This is a genomic window from Myxococcus guangdongensis, assembly GCF_024198255.1.
GTDB classification, from domain to species: Bacteria; Myxococcota; Myxococcia; order Myxococcales; family Myxococcaceae; genus Myxococcus; species Myxococcus guangdongensis.
On record NZ_JAJVKW010000003.1, the window covers coordinates 731,102 to 749,507 of the forward strand.

13 protein-coding genes are annotated in these 18,406 nt (G+C 69.2%); 7 read left to right on the plus strand and 6 right to left on the minus strand.

Features of this window, described 5'->3' with window-relative positions; genetic code table 11:
• The first annotated feature begins 230 nt into the window (after positions 1-230).
• Positions 231-1,913, plus strand: a complete 1,683-nt coding sequence (locus tag LXT21_RS12450) for a hypothetical protein (RefSeq protein ID WP_254038333.1) — start codon at positions 231-233, stop codon at positions 1,911-1,913.
• A gap of 48 nt (positions 1,914-1,961) precedes the next feature.
• Here LXT21_RS12450 and LXT21_RS12455 read toward each other — a convergent pair whose 3' ends face one another.
• Positions 1,962-3,290, minus strand: coding sequence for a hypothetical protein (locus tag LXT21_RS12455; RefSeq protein ID WP_254038334.1), 1,329 nt, complete (start codon positions 3,288-3,290; stop codon positions 1,962-1,964).
• Positions 3,291-3,534: 244 nt separating this feature from the next.
• Between LXT21_RS12455 and LXT21_RS12460 the strand changes: the two genes are divergently transcribed.
• Positions 3,535-4,590: a hypothetical protein gene (locus LXT21_RS12460; RefSeq protein ID WP_254038335.1), complete on the plus strand. Its 1,056-nt coding sequence runs from the start codon at positions 3,535-3,537 to the stop codon at positions 4,588-4,590.
• A 24-nt stretch (positions 4,591-4,614) separates the two neighbouring features.
• Here LXT21_RS12460 and LXT21_RS12465 read toward each other — a convergent pair whose 3' ends face one another.
• Entirely contained in the window at positions 4,615-9,327 is a 4,713-nt protein-coding gene (locus tag LXT21_RS12465; protein ID WP_254038336.1) for a translocation/assembly module TamB domain-containing protein, read from the minus strand.
• Positions 9,324-11,456, minus strand: coding sequence for a BamA/TamA family outer membrane protein (locus LXT21_RS12470; protein ID WP_254038337.1), 2,133 nt, complete (start codon positions 11,454-11,456; stop codon positions 9,324-9,326). Before LXT21_RS12470 ends, LXT21_RS12465 begins: the two co-directional genes overlap by 4 nt.
• A gap of 166 nt (positions 11,457-11,622) precedes the next feature.
• On the opposite strand from LXT21_RS12470, the gene LXT21_RS12475 reads away from it, so the two are divergent.
• Entirely contained in the window at positions 11,623-11,931 is a 309-nt protein-coding gene (locus LXT21_RS12475; protein ID WP_254038338.1) for a hypothetical protein, read from the plus strand.
• Positions 11,932-11,996: 65 nt separating this feature from the next.
• Here the strand turns inward: LXT21_RS12475 and LXT21_RS12480 are convergent, their stop codons facing one another.
• A complete protein-coding gene (locus LXT21_RS12480; RefSeq protein WP_254038339.1) occupies positions 11,997-13,547 on the minus strand; it encodes a 4-alpha-glucanotransferase in 1,551 nt (516 codons plus the stop codon).
• Positions 13,548-13,681: 134 nt separating this feature from the next.
• Here LXT21_RS12480 and LXT21_RS12485 point away from each other — a divergent pair, with 134 nt between their 5' ends.
• The 4 genes from LXT21_RS12485 (at position 13,682) to LXT21_RS12500 (ending at position 16,295) form a co-directional block, all read left to right on the plus strand.
• The gene (locus LXT21_RS12485) at positions 13,682-14,269 is read left to right on the plus strand and encodes a DNA-3-methyladenine glycosylase (protein WP_323394414.1); all 588 of its coding nucleotides are present in this window, start codon (positions 13,682-13,684) and stop codon (positions 14,267-14,269) included.
• A 35-nt stretch (positions 14,270-14,304) separates the two neighbouring features.
• Entirely contained in the window at positions 14,305-14,919 is a 615-nt protein-coding gene (locus LXT21_RS12490; protein ID WP_254038543.1) for an RNA polymerase sigma factor, read from the plus strand.
• Positions 14,920-14,988: 69 nt separating this feature from the next.
• Positions 14,989-15,228 carry an anti-sigma factor family protein gene (locus LXT21_RS12495; RefSeq protein WP_046716292.1) on the plus strand — a complete coding sequence of 80 codons (240 nt, stop codon included), beginning with the start codon at positions 14,989-14,991 and terminating at the stop codon, positions 15,226-15,228.
• The gene (locus LXT21_RS12500; RefSeq protein ID WP_254038341.1) at positions 15,225-16,295 is read left to right on the plus strand and encodes a radical SAM protein; all 1,071 of its coding nucleotides are present in this window, start codon (positions 15,225-15,227) and stop codon (positions 16,293-16,295) included. The genes LXT21_RS12495 and LXT21_RS12500 overlap by 4 nt, the downstream gene beginning before the upstream one ends.
• Before the next feature lie 426 nt (positions 16,296-16,721).
• Here the strand turns inward: LXT21_RS12500 and LXT21_RS12505 are convergent, their stop codons facing one another.
• A complete protein-coding gene (locus LXT21_RS12505; protein WP_254038342.1) occupies positions 16,722-17,108 on the minus strand; it encodes a hypothetical protein in 387 nt (128 codons plus the stop codon).
• Positions 17,109-17,596: 488 nt separating this feature from the next.
• Positions 17,597-18,394, minus strand: coding sequence for a barstar family protein (locus LXT21_RS12510; protein ID WP_254038343.1), 798 nt, complete (start codon positions 18,392-18,394; stop codon positions 17,597-17,599).
• Positions 18,395-18,406: the final 12 nt, after the last annotated feature.

Consider the following 18,406-nt stretch of genomic DNA (forward strand, 5'->3'; position numbering starts at 1 on the left):
TGATTCCCCCTCTGCGAAATGACGCGGGCCGCCCCGACCTGGAGGTGTCGTCACGGGATGAGGGGGCGGCCCGCTCCCCTTGAAGCTCACAGGGTAAAGACGAGATACACGGAAAGACCGGGATGCACAACTGGGTCAAAATAGTTCCCTACTATTAAAAGTTGATGCTCGGTTCATGCGGTCAGGACCACCCCAGGAGGCGGGAGGGATTCGAGGTAAGAGGGCGGCCGATGACGGACGCACGGTGGGCGCGCGTGGGACTTGGGCTGGGACTCCTCGGGTTGGGGGTGCTGGCCGCGCGACTGGCATTGCACAAGGCCTTCAGCATCGACGAGTTCCAGTATGCCCATGCGGCGTGGCTGGTCTCGAAGGGGCAGGTGCCGTACCGGGACTTCTTCGAGGTGCACTTCCCGCTCGTGTACCAGGGGCTGGCGCCGGTGTTCTGGCTGTTGGGGGACTCGCCGAAGGTCGTGCTCGCGTTGCGCGCGGCCATGCTGGTGCCGCTCGCGGGGAGCTGCCTCGCGGTGGTGGTGCTGAACCGGCGCGAGAGCCGGGCCGTGCGCTGGCTGGGGCCGCTGTTGTTGCTCTCGCTGGTGCCCTTCACGCGCTTCGCCACGGAGATTCGTCCGGATGCGCTGTCCACGGCGCTGTTCCTGGGCGCGCTCGCGGCGCTGTCGGTGCGGCCGGGGACGCGGTGGCTCGGCTTCGTGGCGGGGCTGTCGTACGTGGCCGCGCTGTGGGCCTCGCAGAAGGTGCTGTTCTTCGGCGGGGTGGTGGGCGCGGTGCTCGCGGTGGACCTCGTCGCGCGGCGCGGGCGCGCACCAGCGCTGGTGACGCATCCGGGGATGTTCCTGTCGGGCGCGGGCGTGGGGCTCGGGGCGGTGGCGGCGTACCTCACGGTGACGGCGTCGTGGAGCGCGTGGTGGCAGTGGTGCTTCGTGTGGGCCGCCGAGCACCAGCGTCACTATCCCGGCTTCTCGCCGTGGGACTACCTGGGGCCGGTGCTGCGTGAGCAGCCGTGGCTCTTCGGCCTGGCGGGGTTGGGCGTCGCGGCCACGGTGAGGCGGTGGTGGAGCGAGGGCCCCGAGCGCTGGGCGGACGCGGACCTGCCGTTGCTGCTCGCGGTGGTGGCGACGTTCGGCTCCTATGCGCTCCAGCGCGCGCCCTTCCCGTACAGCCTGCTGCCCTGGCTGGGGGTGCTCGCGCCGTTCATGGCGCGTGGGGTGGGGTTCCTCGTCGAGCACGTGCGCGCGAGGGGCGCCCTGGTCGTGGCGTTGGGCGTGCTCGTCTGTCTCCAGATGTGGCGATTGGAGTCGCTGCTGGACGGGGACGGCAATGCCAGACAGCGGGAGGTGTTCGAGCGCATCGCCACACTCACGGGGCCGGAGGACGTGGTCTATGACAACTCCGGTGGCGCCGTGAGCCGGCCGCACGCGCACTTCTACTTCTACACGGATGCCTACCTGCGCGGCGCCATCCCGGACCTGCTGGCGCGCGAGGTCCCCGAGGCGCTGGTGGAGAAGGGCTGCGTGCTGCGCGTGGACGACCTGCGGACGTCCGGGTTGCCGCCCGGGCTGCGCGGGTTCCTCGACACGCACTACCAGCCGTATGACGGAGACCTGTTCCTGTGGGGACGGCGCTACGCCGTGACGTCCGGGGACCGGCTGGAGGACCGCTTCCTCGCGGTGCGACAGGGGCGCTACTTCGTCGAGCCCGCATCCGTGCTCGAGTCGGGCGCGCTGTTCATCGATGGCCAGCGGGTGACCCAGGCGCAGTTCGTGCTGACGCGCGGCGAGCACACGGTGCGCTACGAGGGGCCCGCGGAGCGCTTCCACCTGCTCTGGCTGCCGCGCGACGGCCAGCGGTGGACGCCGAGGCTGGACGCGAAGCCCACCTACTCACGCCTGTTCTGAGCCGCGACGGGACCGCGAGTCACCGCGGTCCCGCTTCCTTCCGGGCGGCTACTTCACGCAAGGCACCTGTCCACCGGCCTGCTTGTACGCGCGGACGCGGCCGGCCAGGTGGCCGTTGTCGCTCTCCGGCGACGTCTGGCGTTCCTCACCCGCGCCGAAGGAGAAGCCCACGGAGTGCGCGGCCGCGAGCTCCGCGGTGTGCGAGAAGAAGTAGTCCACGCGGTTGTCCTTCCAGCGCGTGTTGTTGTTCGGCAGGCTCATGTTGCCCACCGGCAGCTGCCACCAGAAGTTCGGCTTGCCCAGCCGCTCGGAGATGGTGGCGGCCCAGGTGAAGGCCTGACGGAAGTGGGGCAGCTTGCGGTTGTCCACGTCCCACCACGTCTCCTCGCCGATGCTGTCGTAGAAGCCCGCGTCGCGGTCCGAGGCCTCCACGACGATGAAGTCCGTCTCCGCCGCGCCCAGCTTCGACAGGAAGTCGGCCACCTTGCGTGCCTCGGCCGCGATGTCGAAGGAAGCGTTGGTGTTGAGGTACACGTCGACGCGCGTCGACCAGGGGCTCGCGTGCAGGCTCACCTTCGCGTTCGGCGCGTACTTGCGCGCCATCGCAATCATGCAGCGGCTCAGGCCCGACGCGGTGTTCGCCATGCCCGCGCAGTCCGTGTTGTTGGCGCTCGCCACCTGCGCGGGCACCGAGTCCGGATTGCCGTTGGAGAAGAACTGGAGATAGCCCCACAGGTCCGGCTCCAGGTGGAGCAGGGCGCGCGCGCTGCCCACCTGCTGCAGCGTGAAGCGATAGTCCGCGAAGTAGCGCCGCATCACCGCCGCGTCGTTGAGCGCCGTGAGCTGCTGCTCGCCCTCGCCCGAGGGGCCCACGCTGCCCAACAGCTGCTGGTAGTACGTGATGAACGGGAGCTGCTGCCGCCCCGCCGCGCGCGAGACGAAGCCGCGGATGTAGTCCCCCGGCGGCTGCGACAAGTCCTGCCAGCACCCCCACCACGCGCACGCGCCATTCGAGCAGGACGCGCCTCCCGCGTTGCAGCCCGACGTGCATGACGTGCACACGTTGTTCGAGTCCACCAGCCCGCTGGCGATGTACAGGTAGTGCACGTCGAACGGCGCGCTGGCCGCGGTGCTGTCCTCCATCTGCGCGCCCACCAGCAGCCGGTCCTCGCCCAGCGACTCCAGGAACGCCTCTCCCGGGCAGTCACCGCTGGCCGTGCCACCGCCATCCGGTGAGCCGCCCCCGCCGTCGGGATTGTTCGTCCCCGCATCCCCCGTGGGTGTTTTTCCGTCGTCATCCGAGCTGGAGCACCCACCCAGCACCGCGAGGGACAAGCTGACCACCACCAGCCGCTTCCGCCACATCGAGCAGGGCATGTGCATGCGCCACGGACGCTAGCCCGACGCGCCGCGTGAGCCTCAAGTCCCTTGGACTCCAGGACAGCACCCGCCCTCATGGCGCCCATTCAGCTCGACGCCAAAAGTCTGTCAGTCCTTCAATTCAAGAAATTCTTGAGGCGTGAGGCAGGGGCCGGGTAGACGAGAGGGTTCCCCCCTGCCGGGCCCGCTGGGAGGCGAGGGCTTCACTCGCGGGCACGGCGCATCTCCCCTCGAGGCCGTGATGAAGACGCGACTGTGGTGGCTCCTGGTGCCCGCGCTGTTGGCGGTTGGCTGTGGCGCTGTCGAAGAGGCGCAGGACGAGTTCGTCGACGAGCTGACCGGACAGGTGTTGCAGCGAGCCACGGTGAAGTACGACATGCACCGGCTGCTGGAGGACGACAACCTCCTGGGCCACCAGTGGATCACCACCGAGCAGGTGCAGGCCTTCCTGACGCAGCAGGGCTCGTACCTGGCCACGTATCGGGACCCGGCCTTCAGCAACAAGACGGCGGCGGCGCTCATCGTCGAGCGCTCCAAGGCGTCTGGCATCAGCCCGCTGTACATGCTCGCGCGCATCCAGGTGGAGTCCAGCCTGGTGCAGAGCGGCACCTCCAACAACCTGAGCAAGGCGACCGGCTGTGGTTGTCCCGACAGCAGCGGGTGTGATGCGCAATACGTGGGCTTCGGGAAGCAGATTGATTGCTCGGCGAAGAAGCTGCGCGGCTACTTCACGGACCTGGACGCGGGGCGGGCCACCGTCTCCGGCTGGAAGGTGGGCACGGCGAAGTCGACGTTGGACCCGTGCTCGGTGAAGCCGACCAACAAGGCCACCGCGGCGCTCTACACGTACACGCCCTGGGTGGGCGCGTACGCGACGCAGTGTGGCCGCGCGACGGTGGGCGGCTCGTCGCTGGTGTCGGTCATCTACCACCGGTACGCGGACGGCGGCTTCAACTGGGGCGCCCCGACGTCCACGGGCTGCGTGTCGGAGACGGCGGGCACGACGGTGCCGGAGCTCGGCTGCGTGCAGAGCTCGTCCGACGCGATGTGGCGGCAGTGCGTCTCCGGCGTCTTCACCGCGGGCAGCACCACGCGCCCCACCACCTGCACCCAGGCGTGGCCGTGGTGCTCCTCCGCCACGCTGGGCCGCTCGGTGCCCGCGCGCACCTGCGTGCAGTCCTCGTCCAACCAGGAGTGGAGCCAGTGCGGCGTGGGCGGCGCGTGGGTGAGCTCGCCCATGGCGCCCAACAGCGGCGCGGGGCCGGTGGGCGCGTGCTTCGAGATGTACTGGCTGTAGCCCCCTCGCGCGCGAGGGCGGCCCTCAGTACTCGTTGGTCCAGATGAGGTCGAGGCCGCCCGAGCGGGCGTCGCCGTACTGTCCTTCCAGACTCCAGCGCGGTCCGAACTGGTACTCGAAGCGGACCGCGTTGGAGTTCTCTCCCTGTTGGATGTTGGCGCCCACCCGTCCGGTGTAGCCGACGTAGATTTTGTCGGTGACGTAGGTGCCCACCTCCAGCTTGGTGCCGGCGATGCCCGCGCCGCCCGCTTCAATCGAGAGCACGTCCAACGGCAGCTTCGCGGCCAGCGCCTTGCGCGCCTCGTTGGCCACCAGCGAGCCCACCACGGAGGCCGCCTGCGCGCTGGCCGTCATGGACGCGCCGGAGCCTCGCTCCAGCGTGCGTCGGCCGGTGGCGAGCAGCGTGTAGATTTCGGACTCGGGCAGGGGCGGCTCGCTCGTGGGCTTCAGGGTGATGTCGCGGCCCTGGCCCCGGATGGTGACGTACACCGTGATGTTGGAGCTCTCCGCGCGGTGCTCCGCGGTGACATTGATGTACGGGACGGTGGGCGGGCCGGTGAAGCTCACCAGGCTGTCGCGCTGCACGTCGAAGCGGCGGCCCAGCACGTCCACGCGGCCGCGCAGCACGCGCACCTGACCGAAGAGGCGCGCCACGTCGGTGTACTCGACGCGGAAGTCCTCCGACAGGCCCAGCTCCACGTTGAGGTCGCTGCCCTTCACCCAGATGTTGCGCGGCGCGTTCACGTTCACCCAGTACGCGCGCTGGGGCTTCGTCTCGTCGCCCGACTCCAAATCCTCCTCCGCGTCGGCGGGAGTCGGAGGCGTCGTGGACGGGCCCGCGGGGGCCTCGGGTTCGGGGTCTCCGGGCGAGGGCTGCTGGGGCTGCTTGCGCTTGCGCCGCTCGAGCGGCTGACCGTTGCGCACGAGCACCACGTCGCCGGGGCGCTCCAGGTCCTGGAGGTCCTTGCGCTTGGCCTCCGGCAGCTCGACGGTGGCCTCCGGCACGGAGACGTTGCGCAGGTTGACGAGCCGCTCGGAGATGGTGCCCTCCACCTTCGCGCGCAGGCTCAGCACCGCCATCAACTGGTCGTCGAAGACGATGGGGAAGTCGCGGGCGCGGAGCGGGTAGGGATTGTCCTGGGGGCTGGTCAGCTCGTACTCGCCCCGCGAGTTGCGCGTGGCCGTCAGCGGCGCGTCCAGCCACACGGTGCCGCCGCCGGCCTTCATGGACAGCGTGTTGATGGCCATGCGCTCCTGGCTGGCCTCCAGCGCGAGCTGGATGTCGCGGTACTCGCCCAGCCCCATCAGCGCGAGCTTGCCGTCCTTCCACTTCATCGACCCCTGGAAGGTGGGCACCGCGAGCGTGCCCGAGAGCTTCGCGTCCGCCTGAATCAGTCCGCCGATGCTGCGCAGCATCTCCGCCGCGCCGGACAGGAACGACGGGTCGAAGTCCTTCGCCTGCAGCGTCACCTCCATGGGCGCGCGCGAGGTGTCCAGGCCGCGTCGAATCGCGGGCAGCGACACGTCCAGCCCCAGGCCGCCGTCCACCATCAGCGTGCCGCCCGAGGGCGCGGTGAGCAGCACGTCGAACTTGGAGCGCGCGTCCTGATAGCCGTACTGCAACCGCGCCTGGCCCAGCGCCAGCGCGCCCATGCCCAGCTTCTGCACGCCCGCGGTCAGCTCCATGCGCGGCGCGTCCAGCGTGCCTCGCGCGGCCAGCTCCACCGACAGCTCGCCCTGCAAGCCCTTCTGGGACGACGGCGCGCCCGTCTTCTGCGCGCGCTCACTCGTCGCGCGCGCCTTGGCCACGCCGGGCAGCTGCTGGAGCGCCACCGGGCCCAGCCGGCCCTTGAGCTGGAAGGGGATGTGTCCGTAGACCTCCTGGTCCTGCAGCGCGCCCAGCGGCGCGTCCAACGTGAGGTCCAGCTGCGCCAGGGGCCCGTCCTCGCGCTGCGCGGCCAGCGTCACGCGCACGTCCTGGTCGTCGCCCACCACGCCCAGCTGGCTGTTCATCGGCGGCAGCCCGTACGCGGTGAGCCCCACGCCCAGCACGCTCAGGCGCGCCTGCGGCACCAGCGCGGAGCCGGTGAGGTTGAGCTGCACGGACACGTTGCCGCCGGGCCGCTGCAGTCCGCCCACGCCCTCGAACTGGGCCAGGGGCAGCTCCGCCACGCGCGCCTCCAGGTCCACCGACGCGGAGAGGAGGTCCTCCGCCCGAGGCGGCCGCGCCAGCATCCCGCCCACCGTGAAGGGCGTGCGCAGCACCACGTAGGTCTGCTGGGTGCCCAGGCCGCGCACGTCCAGGCGCGCGTCCAGCGTGCCGTCCTCCTTGTCGGAGGCCGCGCGCAGGTCGAAGTCCAGCGGGGCCTTCAAGGCGAAGCCCGGGGGCGGCGCGCTGTAGTTCACCTGCTGGCCGCGCAGCACGAAGTCCAGGCGCGGGTCCCTCGCGGTGCCGTCCACCACGAGCTGGGCGGACACGGTGCCGCTCACCGGCTCCGGCCGCTCGAGCAGCTTCATCACCCCCGCCAGGTCAACGCCCTCGAGGTTCGCCTTGAGCGACAGCGTGTCCTTGCGCCGCTTCAACACGCCCTGCACGGGCACGTCGAAGCTCGCGGTGAGCTTCGCCACCGGCAGGCCCGCCGAGAGCGTGCCCTGCGCGCGGTCCTTCACGTACGTCGCGTCCACCGCGAGCTGCAGGTCCTCGTAGCCCTGCGCGCGCCCGTCGCTCCAGCTCAGCTTCACCTGCGCGTCCGGACGCGGCAGCTTGCCCTGCGCGGTGACGAAGCCCGACACCGTGCCGCCCAGCCCCAACGACTCCGGCACCGCGACGCGCGGCAACAGCGACAGGTCCACCGCGTCCAGGTCCACGCGCGCCGTCAGTCGCTCGTTGACCAGCAGGGCGCGCACGCCCAGCGCCTGTCCCCCCGCGGCGAGCCGCAGCGCGGGCTCCACCTCCACCTTGCCCCCGCCGAAGCCCACGTGCGTGGGGCCCTGCAGCTTCCACGTCGCCTCCGGCCACGACAGCGTCAGCGCCTGCAGCTCCAGCCCCATGCCGTCGTCGTCCACGAGCCCCGCGAGCGTCAGCCCCAGCGCGGTGTCCCCCATGACGCGCACGCTGGCCTCCAGGCGGCGCTCCTCGGTGGCGATGCCCACGGACACGTCGCGGAACAGGCGCTCGCCCACCTTCAGCACGCCAATCACCAGCGTCGCGTCGGTCGTCAGCGGGCGGGTGGCGTCCGGCACCTCCGCGTTCAGCGTGAGGTTTCGAATCGCGTAGTCGCCATACGTCAGCGAGGTGAAGTTGCCCTGCGCCACCACGCCGGGCGCGCGCACGGGGCCCTCCACCTTGAACTCGAGCGTGCCGCTGCCGGAGATGGGCGGCACCGCGCCGGGCATCAGCTTCGTCAGCGAGTCGGACAGCAGGGCCAGGTTGCCCGCCGTCAGCCCGCCGTCGATGCGCACCGCCTTCGTCGTGCCCTGGCCCTTGGCCTGGAGCGAGGCGCCCGGCACCAGCACCAGCAGCCGCGACAGCGTGTACTGCCCATCCTTCGCCTTCGCGTGCAGCTCCACGGGCCCCAGCGGCTGGCCCTTGAAGCGCGACGGCGACACGGTGAGGTCCACCTCGCCGTCGAGCGTCTCCAGGCTGGTGCCGCCGCCCTTCGCGCTCAGGTCCGCGGACAGGCTCGTCTTCGGCCCCTCGGCCACCAGCGCGGACAGGTCCACGCCGCGCAACTTCACGGTGACGCCGCGGGTGCGCAGCCGCTCCAGGTCCACGTCGCCCTTCAATTCGAGCGTCGCGTCCGCCGCCTTGCCGGACAGCTCCGCCTGGGCCAGCTCCCCATCGAGCCCCGCCGTGCCCTCCACGTGCACGGGCACCAGGAGGGGCCACGAGGGCACGAAGCCGCGCGGCAGCTCCGGCGGCACGGTGAGCTTGCGCACCACCAGGTCCGCCTTCATGGCGCCAGGAGGCTGGCCGGGCGGCGTCTGGGGCGGGAGCTGGGCCTTGGCGCTCGCGTCCAGCAGGAGCCCCGCGAGGTCGAGCTTCACGTCCGCGTCCAGCGCGCCCTCCTCGCCGCCGCCCTTGAGGCTCAGCTTCACGGGGCCCTTCGTCGGTTGCGTCAGGGCCGCGGTGGCTTCCAGCGTCGCGCCGAAGCCCTGCGTCGCCGCGGCGAAGTGTCCGGAGGCCTTCGCGTCCAGGTCCTCCAGCCGCGCGTGCCGCTCGCCGCCGTCCTCCAGCTCCTGGCGGAAGTCGACGTAGCCGTCCTGGAGCACCAGCTCGTCCAGGTCCACGCGCAGCTTGCCGCGCGGGCCGGGCGGCTCCTCGGGCTTGGGCACGCGGGGCGCGATCGCGCGCGACAGGTTCAACCCGCGCTCGTCCTGCGCCAGGTAGAGGCGGGGCGCCTCGATGCGGGCCTCCGTCAACCGGACCTGCTGCTGGATGAGCCCCCCCAGCCGCACGCGGGCCTCGACGCGGGCAATCTCCGCGACCAGCTCGCCCTCGGGGTCATACAGCTTCACCCCGGTGAGCACCGCGCCCGGCGGCGCCAGGTCCAGCCCGCCGATTTCGAGCCGCCCGGAGAACTGCTCGTTGGCAATCTGCAGCCCCTTGCCCACCAGGAAGCGCTCGCCCGGCGCGGACGTCGCCCAGACGAGCGCGCCCACCACGGCGAGCACGATGAAGGCCAGGCCGCCCAGCAGCCCCCACAGCAGTCGTCGCCCCCAGCGTCGCCGACTCAAAACGCCTCTCCAATCGACAGGTGCAGCGCGCACTGTCCGTCAGGGGCTCCCGCGAAGGTCGCCTGCCGGGAGGTGGGTCCATCCGGCTTCCACTTGCTGCCGATGCCGAAGCATCCACCGGAGGACGGATAGATGTACCCCGGCGTGGCCACGGGCAATCCCTGGCCCAGATTCAGCCGCCGCGCGATGTCCAGGCGGATGGGGCCCACCACCGTCAGGTAGCGCAGCCCCATGCCCACCGCGTGGTAGTGCTCGGGACCGAACAGCCGCGGCCCGCGCGGCGAGTCGAAGCCCTCCACCCCCACCAGGCCCGAGTCCCAGAAGGCCGCCACCATGATGCTCTCGGTAATCTGGTAGCGCAGCTCCAGCGAGGTCTCGAACAGGCTGTTGCCGCCCACCGGCACCGTGTCCCACTCCTCGTTCTGCACCGGCGTGTCCGGGGTGCCGTCGCCGTTGGTGTCCTCCTGCTTCTCGAGCGCCGCCAGGGGCGACAGCCGCTGGCCGTTGAAGCCGCGCATGGACGTGGCGCCGCCGGAGAAGAAGCGCGTGACGATGGAGCTCTGCGAGTCCCCCGCGGGGTTGAGCGTGCCCATCCGCAGCTTGCCCGCCAGCACCAAGCGCTTCTCCTCGCCGAAGGAGCGGTAGAAGCGCAGGTCCGGCAACAGCCGCACGTAGGTGAAGTCACCCTGCAGGAAGCCGCCGCCCTTCTGCACGGACATGCTCACGTAGTAGCCGTCACGCGGCTCCACCGGGTCGTCGCGGCGGTCCCACGCGAAGGCGACCTCCAGAAAGCTGAGCGCCACGTCACACCGCGTCTGCCCCTCGCCGCAGCCGAGGATGACGGGCGGCACGCGCGAGTCCGCGCTCACCCGACCCGACAGCTGGTACACCTGGAGGTTGTAGGACGGGAAGACGGAGAAGTTGCGGTGCGGCTGCCAGATGACGCCCGTCTGCAACCGGCCGCCGTAGAAGTCGTAGGCCTGCTCCAGGCCCTTCTCCAGCGTGAGCGAGGTCTGCTGGCGCAGGTCCCGGAAGAGGAAGCGCGGCTGCTCGTATTCGCCCGTCACCTCGAAGACGGGGCCCTGCTTGGACGTGCTCAGGATGTTGGGGATGAAGGCGTAACCGGCGCGTCCCCGCACCGTCACCCGGCGCAGGCCGCCCAGGAAGTTGCGGTGCGTCCACTCGCCCAGCGCGCGGACCTCCTGGCGCGCTGCGTCCACGCCGATACCACCACCCAGCCGCACCGAGCGGAACGGCGCCTCGCGCACGTCCACGACGACGGGCACCGTGGCGGACTCCCGGTCTGGCGCGCCCCGCGTCACCTTCACCGCGCCGAACACACCCATGCGGAACACGCGCGCCTGCGCCTCCGCGAGCGACGTCTCGCTGTACCAGTCACCCTTCCTCAGCGCGCCCTGCACCTGCTCGATGATGCGGCGCGGGGGCACCTCGGGGTTGGCGTCCGTGGCCACGAAGGTGTTGCCGAAGCGGTAGCGAAGCCCCGGCTTCACCTCGAGCCGCACCTGGGCCAGCCGCGTGTCCACGTCCACCTGCACCTCGCCCGACACCTCGGCCTCCGCGTAGCCCTGCTCGCGCAGCTGCTCCTGCATCGCGCCCTTGGACTCCTCCCACGGCCCCTCGCGGAAGATGTCGCCCTTCTTGAAGGGCAGCTTCGACTCGAGCCGCTCGCGGTGCTTGCCGCGCTCCTCCTCCGGCAGCGCCTGGAGCCCCTCGATGGTGATGTCACCGATGCGCGTGGGCTCACCCTCGTTCACCTCGACGATGAGCTCCACCGCGTCCTTGCCCTTGGGCTTCACCTCGCTGTCCACCACCTCCGCCTGGTAGTAGCCCTGGGCCTGGTAGTAGCGCTCGATGCGGCGCAGGTCCGCCTGCCACGCGTTGGGGTCGAAGTAGTTGGGCCCGCCGAACGGCCAGAACGCCCACCACGGCGTCTGCGACGTGAGGATGCGGTCCTTGATGTCGCCCTCGCTCACCTGCTTCGTGCCCTCGATGTCGAGCTTGGCGACCTTGGGGCCCGGGGGCGGGGTGGACGTGGTGGCACAACCCGCCATGCTCAGGAGCAGGGCGACGGTGGCGAGGCGGAGGAGTCGGAGCAGGTCAACGGCCACGGACTGTTCATACCCGGAAGGCAAGAGGGTCAGCGCGTCTTGTGGAGGACGACCTCCTCCCTTTGTCGCATTCCAACGTCTCGTCATCCCGGCCTCTGTCGGCAAGTCCTTGCTCGAAACACCTGGAGACGTGCAAGCCGCGCCAAGGTGCGCCAGATTGGGGCCCATGCTCCTGTCCCGCCGAATCAGAGTCCTGGTGTTCTGCGTGGTGTCGGCGCTCGCCTCCGCCTGCGGCGTGGACGACGACGAGGTCGTCAAGCTCCGAGAAGGTGAGAGCCTCGCGGACGCGGAATACTGCGGCTCCTTCGGCTGCGAGCAGATCTACGAGTTCTGCGCCGAGGTATTCCTGGAATTCGGACGCTCTCCGCCCATCTGCGTCACCGAGGACGTCTGCGACAGGCTCGAGTGCGCCAACACCAACCGCCGCTGCGCCATCTTCGATGGCTTCCCCGGTCAGGTGAAGTGCATCGACTGAAGGCGCGGCCGCTGCACCGCGCCCGGGTGCGAATCACCCCGGGCACGGCGGCGTGAGGGCGTGGTTCAGCGGCGCGCGGAGGCGGTGAGCCAGGCCAGCTTCTCGGCGGCCTCGCGCGTGGTGGCGTCGTTGAGCAGCGAGCCCACGTCCTGGGCGATGCGGTAGGCCCAGTTCGAGTCGCTCATGGAGCCCGGCAGGTTGATGCGGTCCCGGGTGCCGAGCACGTCCTGCCAGGGCAGCACGCACAAGTCGCTGCCCGAGTTGAGCGCCGCGGCCAGCAGGGCCCGGTGCACCTCCGGGGTGAACTCGCGTGACACCGGCACGCCGTGGAGCTCCGGCCACGCGCGGGCGGCGGCCTGACGCTCGTCGTCGCGGGCGCCCTCCCACCACTCCACCATGGTGTCGGTGTCGTGGGTGCCCGTCGTCACCAGGGAGATGGCGGGGAACTGGTGGGGGTTGCGGTACGTGTTGTCGTCGCGCTCCCAGCGCATCACGCGGTAGCCGGGCAGCTTGAGCTCCGCGAGGATGTGGCGCACGAACGGCGGAATCACGCCCAGGTCCTCGGCGACGATGCCCGCGCCCTCGGAGAGCAGCTCGAAGTGCTTGCGGCCCAGCCGCTTGTGGCTCTCCTCGTCCGGCGGGATGAAGCGCCCGGTGGGCGTCTGCTCGTCGCGAATCCACTGACGGAAGTAGCCCACCGCGTGGTCCACGCGGCGCAGGTCGTAGTAGCTGGCCGCCTTCTTCGCGCGCGCCTTGAGCCAGGCGTAGTCGTCCTTCTGCATGGCGACGAAGTCGAAGTAGGGCAGGCCCCAGTCCTGGCCCGTGGCGGAGAAGTCGTCCGGCGGCACACCCAGCCGCGCGTCGCGGCGCAGGATGGTGGGGTTGGCCCAGCAGTCCGCGCTGTCCTGGCCGATGATGAACGGCTCGTCACCGCACAGGAGCACGTCCTGGGCGCGGGCCTTGGCGCGCGCGGCGTTCCACTGCTCCTCGGCCACCCACTGCAGCCACGCGTGGTAGCGCACCCGGCGCTCCAGCTCCTTCCCCTTGGCGGCGAGCGCCTCCGGCTGGCGGGTGCGCAGGCCCTCCGGCCACTCCCACCACGCGCGGCGGTCCTCCTGCTCGCTGATGGCGGTGAACAAGGCGTAGGTCTCCAGCCAGCCGGCCTGGGCGTCGCGCCATTGGGCGAAGGCGCGGGCGCGCTCGGACTGGGAGGCCCAGTGCTTCGCCTCGAAGGTGTCGAATGCGCGCGCCAGGGCGGCGTCCTTCAGGGGGAAGACCAGGTCGTACCGGATGCGCGGGGCGCTCCGGGCCTCGGCGAGCTGGCGGCGCTGCTCGTCGGTGAGCGCGGCCTCGCCGCCCGAGGCGGTGAACTCCGGCAGCGCGTGCAGGTCGATGAAGAGCGGGTTGAGGCCGAACGCCGAGCGGGTGGCGTAGGGGCTGGAGTCACCCGGCGCGGTGGGCAAGAGCGGCAACAGCATCAGCAGGCGCTGACGCCCGAGCTTCATCCAGGAGAACAGGCCGTCGAGCGCGCCGAAGTCACCGATGCCGAAATCCGTCGGGGAGCGCAGGGAGAAGAGCGGAAGCAGGAGACCGGAGAGCCGGCCGGGGGTGGACATGGTGCGGCGCAATCTGCACCAGCCCCGCGCTGGAGTGAATGGGTCCGGTGCCAGGAAGTACGTGGCGGGTTTCCACCGGTGGACGGATGTCCATTGCAGAGCGCATGTCGGCGGGGGCCGGTACACTGCTGGACGTGAGCGTGTTGCCCTCGTCCTTCTACGCGCGCCCGGCCCTCGTCGTGGCGCGGGAGCTGCTCGGTACGTTGCTCGTCGTGCAGGCGTCCGACGGCGCCCGCCGGGTGGGGCGAATCGTCGAGACCGAGGCCTATATCGGCGAGCACGACCTGGCCTGCCACGCCGCCAAGGGCCTCACCCCGCGCACCGAGGTCATGTTCGGCCCACCCGGAAAGGCCTACATGTATCTCATCTACGGGATGCACCATTGCTTCAACGTGGTGACGGACGCGCCCGGGGTGGGGGCGGCGGTGCTGGTGCGCGCGGTGGAGCCGGTGGAGGGGCTGGACGCAGGGGGGCGCACGGACGGGCCCGGCAAGCTGTGCAAGGCGATGGGGCTGACGCTCGCGCACAACCGGGTGGACCTGGCCTCACCGGGGCTGCACCTGCTCCCGGGTGTGGGGGTGGAGGAGGCGCGGGTGGAGAAGGGGCCCCGCATCGGCGTGGAGTACGCGGGGGCGTGGGCGGACGAGCCCTTCCGGCTGTGGGTCCGGGACAGTCAACATGTCAGCAAGCGGCCTGGGACGAGGCGTCGCAACCGCGCTTGACGAAGGCGCTTCTGGCTGGTTGGGTGCGCCCCGCCATGTCCGACGAGGTCGCCACGGAAGATGATCGCCTGCTCCTTGCCCGCGCGCAGGACGGGGACATGTCCGCCTTCGAGGCCCTGGTGGGAGCCCACCAGGACAAGGTGTACGGTCTGGCGCTGCGGATGACGCGCTCGGAGGCGGACGCCGCCGAAATCACCCAGGACACCTTCCTGTCGGCCTACCAACATCTCAAGGATTTCCGCGGGGATGCGGCCTTCGGGTCCTGGGTGCACCGCATCGCGGCCAACCACGCGCTCATGCGCCTGCGCCACCGGCGGGTGGCCCAGGCGGCCGAGGCGGAGCTCCAGGGGCCGGAGTTCACCCCCCGGGGTACGCTGGCGGACTACCCCCAGACGGACTGGAGCCGGGACGCCGAGGAGAAGGCCCTGGACGCGGAGCTGGGCCAGGCCATCCGGCAAGCGGCGGACCGGCTGCCCGAGGGGTATCGTGAGGTCTTCCTCTTGAAAGACGTGGACGGCCTCAGTTACGAACAGATTGCGGAGGTGACGGGGGATTCCATCCCCGCCATCAAGAGCCGCCTGCACCGGGCTCGTCTCGCGCTCCGGGAAGCCATCGACGCCTTCTACAACCGCGACAATCCCGGGCCGTGAAACGCGAACGGGGGGCTCCGCATCTTCCGAAGCGAGGACGAGGGCGCGCCGCAGCCAGCCGAGGTTCGGATGTACACCTGTAAAGACTCCATCAACCTCCTGCTGGAATACCTCGAGGGCGAGATGTCGCCCGAGGATTCGCGCCATCTCCAGGAGCACCTGTCCGGGTGCAGCCCCTGTGAGGAGTTCCTCCGCACGTACCGGGCCACGCCCAGTCTGTGCAAGCGCGCGCTGGCGGCGAGGATGCCGAAGGAGGTCAGCACCAAGCTGACGGACTTCCTTCGCACCAAAATCAAGTCCGCCTCGTGAACCTGAAGCAACTCTCGCTCCCGGAGCTGGAGGCGGCGCTCGCGCCGCTCTCCCCGTCCCCCACCGCCGTGCGCAAGGTGTTCGCGGCCGTCTTCGCCCACGGCCGCAAGTCCGTGACGGAGGTGGCCCGCTCGCCCCAGGTGCCCCGCCGGGTGACGGACTACCTGGAAGCCCACGCCGAGATGCCGAGCCTCCAAATCGTGGAGCGCCGGAAGGCGGACGACGGCTTCGTGAAGTACCTCTTCGACTCCCCACTGGGCGGGCGGATTGAAGCGGTCCGCATCCCCATCTTCGACGAGAAGTACGTCATCTGCGTGTCCAGCCAGGTGGGCTGCGCGCTGGCGTGCGACTTCTGCATGACGGGGAAGTTGGGCTTCAAACGGAACCTGTATACCTGGGAGATATTGGACCAGGTGCTGCAGGTGAGGGCGGAGGCGGACCGGCCGGTGCGGGGTGTGGTGTTCATGGGGATGGGCGAGCCGCTGCTGAACTACAAGGAGACGCTGCGGGCGGCGGGCATCCTGTCGAACCCGGCGGGTTTCTCGATTGCGGGCACGGCGATTACGTTCTCCACGGCGGGGCATGTGCCGGCGATTCGGCGCTACACGCGGGAGGGGCATCCGTACCGGCTGGCGTTCTCGGTGACGAGCGCGATGTCGGAGAAGCGGGCGAAGGTGCTCCCGATTGAGAAGACCCATCCGTTGCCGGAGCTGATTGAGGCCATCCGCGAGTACAGCCAGGTGCGGCGCGAGCGGGCGATGATTGCCTATGTGGCCATCTCCGGCTTCAACCTGGAGCGCGAGGACGCGGAGGCGTTGAAGGTGGCGTTCGAGGGGATTCCCATCAAGGTGGACCTCATCGACGTGACGGACCCGACGGGGAAGTACCTGCCGCCTTCGGCGGAGGAGCTGAGCGCGTTCCGGGACTACTTGCAGATCCTGAAGGCGCCGGTGGCCCGGCGGTATTCAGGGGGCAAGGAGATTGGGGCGGCGTGCGGGACGTTGGCGGCGACACAGTACGGCGGCACGGTGATGCCGGTTCCTGGGGCTTCGACCACGACTCCGTGACAGTGGGCGCGGGCTCACTTCGTGGTTGAGGTGTCGCGCTCGACGAGGAGTTTCGCTCCGCTTGGTGCGAGTCGTGTTTGGAGGAGTTCCATCTCCACGCGTGTCCCCTCTGCCAATTGACGCGGCAGGGACTTCAACAGTTCGCCCGTGTCCTGGAGGCTCAGGCCCATGACGTCGCGGACTGCGTGCAGTAGCTGGACCCGTAGAAGTTAGCGAGGCATCTTCGCATCCTCTTCGTTGTGAAGATTGTAGACGTTGCCCTTGCCGTGGTCGCTCTCGAGAAGCATGCGCGCCTCGCAGCGCTGGCTGCCATCACAGTGACCCTCAGACCGGGACGATTGGGGTCCTCAGTCCAGATGATGGCTTTGTGTTCTCTCAGTCTCTTCTCGGACATGTCTGCGCTCACGGGCTCTTTCACCGACAAGGTCACCGAATCGTGTTCGCTTCCTCTTCGTTGTGCAGGTCGAAGACGGTGCCCTTGCCATACTTCTCCTCGAGAAGATTGAAGGCCTCTTCGCCGTCTACCGCCATCACAGTCACTCGCAGATCAGGGCGATTGGGGTCTCCATACTCGATGATCGCTCGGTACTCTTTCAACTTCTTCTGGGCCATGTCTGAACTCCTTTGGGTTGGCAAGGTTACCGCATCGTCTTCGTTGTGCAGGTCGAAGACCGTGCCTGGTCCATGCTTCTTCTCGAGAAGTTCGTAGGCTTCTTCGCGGTCGGTTGCCATCACTGTCACGTGGAACCCAGGATTGGGGCGGCCTCCGATCCGGATGATTGCTTTGTACTCTCTCAAATTCGGCTGGGTCATCTCTTCTCTCCTCAGGGGACTCGGATGGAGCGACAAAGAAGTGTCTCGTCCAACGTGCTCACGTCCGAAAACCGGAGATGGGCGAGCGTGATTTGTTTCGCTGCTCGTACAACTTCTGGAGGAAGCGCTTCGAGTTGGATGGCTGTCTCGGGGCGGACGATGAGGTGATAGGGACCTCCGAGCGGCGAAGAGTCGAAGGCGAAGAGACCCCGCTCCGCCATTCGCCTCCACACATCCTCAGGCTCAGAGGGCTGGTCTGGCTGTGGGATTGCCCTCGTGCAGGACTTCATCCCTGCAAGCAGCTCCAATGCCCGGTCGTGGAGTGGAATGTCGCGGAGGAACTCATCCGGCGCGTATCCTCCACCAGCAGTGCTGAGGAACCCGACGTGGCCCACTTCGTCACAAGCGAGCCAGTCGTACTCGAATCCTTGAATCGAAATCCTGGTGACCATGGGAGAAAGAGGCTCGGGCTTGAGTGGGAGTGAGTGTCAGAACGTCCCGGCCAGATACTTGTGTGCGAGGGCTTCAAGGTTCTCCTGGACGCCCAATTCAATGGCCTTGTGGAGGCGTTTCACGCACGAAGAGACATCATCGTTCGGGATTAGTTCACCTGGGATGGTCCTGTTGTGACTGCGCAGGACGAGCAGGCTCCATGTCGCCTGCTCCCTCAGTTCGAGCGATTCGTGGATGCAGAGGCTGGGGAGGGCTCTGGCGAAACGCTCACGGTCCCAGCCCCGCATCCTGAAGGCAAGGTAGAGCGCATTCCGGATTTGACGCGTCGACCCGTCACGATGCTCGACGATGTTCATCACGAACTCGAAGCCGTCGAACTTCTGGGAGATGAACTGGAACTCGTCCCGAATGCTGCTGCTGTCCAGTTCCGCCTTGAGTCGCCTCCAGGGTGACCTGGGGCGGATGTCCGCGAGCGGCGCCAGAACCCGGTGCCTGTGCTTCTTCGCGAACACGATATCCAGCGCGTAGTCAGTCCTTCCTCGCCAAATCCCGGCAGACTCCTCCAGCCCATGCAGATAGGTGCTGAGGTCTTCGGGAGACAGGAGTGGGAGCTCCTCGTGGACGAGCGTGATTCGCCCCGCTGGGAGCCAGGAGAGGTCCCGGAGGGACCCGGAGAGGGCGTCCCACGTTCGCCGGAAGGAGGCGGGCAGTCGCAGCGCGGCTTCGAGCGCCTGCATCAACTCCTCGGTACCAGAGACGCCCGCGCAGACGCGTCCGACATGTGCGCCCTTGGGCTGGAATCCTTCGACGTTCTTCACGAAGTAGATGGACATGGGGCGTGGGTG

Excerpts from the sequence above, each read along its gene's own strand:
- LXT21_RS12455 (WP_254038334.1), bottom strand. The coding sequence starts at position 3,290 with ATGCCCTGCTCGATGTGGCGGAAGCGGCTGGTGGTGGTCAGCTTGTCC.
- LXT21_RS12505 (WP_254038342.1), bottom strand. The coding sequence starts at position 17,108 with ATGACCCAGCCGAATTTGAGAGAGTACAAAGCAATCATCCGGATCGGA.
- LXT21_RS12510 (WP_254038343.1), bottom strand. The coding sequence starts at position 18,394 with ATGTCCATCTACTTCGTGAAGAACGTCGAAGGATTCCAGCCCAAGGGC.
- LXT21_RS12480 (WP_254038339.1), bottom strand. The coding sequence starts at position 13,547 with ATGTCCACCCCCGGCCGGCTCTCCGGTCTCCTGCTTCCGCTCTTCTCC.
- LXT21_RS12450 (WP_254038333.1), top strand. The coding sequence starts at position 231 with ATGACGGACGCACGGTGGGCGCGCGTGGGACTTGGGCTGGGACTCCTC.
- LXT21_RS12460 (WP_254038335.1), top strand. The coding sequence starts at position 3,535 with ATGAAGACGCGACTGTGGTGGCTCCTGGTGCCCGCGCTGTTGGCGGTT.
- LXT21_RS12475 (WP_254038338.1), top strand. The coding sequence starts at position 11,623 with ATGCTCCTGTCCCGCCGAATCAGAGTCCTGGTGTTCTGCGTGGTGTCG.
- LXT21_RS12495 (WP_046716292.1), top strand. The coding sequence starts at position 14,989 with ATGTACACCTGTAAAGACTCCATCAACCTCCTGCTGGAATACCTCGAG.
- LXT21_RS12490 (WP_254038543.1), top strand. The coding sequence starts at position 14,305 with ATGTCCGACGAGGTCGCCACGGAAGATGATCGCCTGCTCCTTGCCCGC.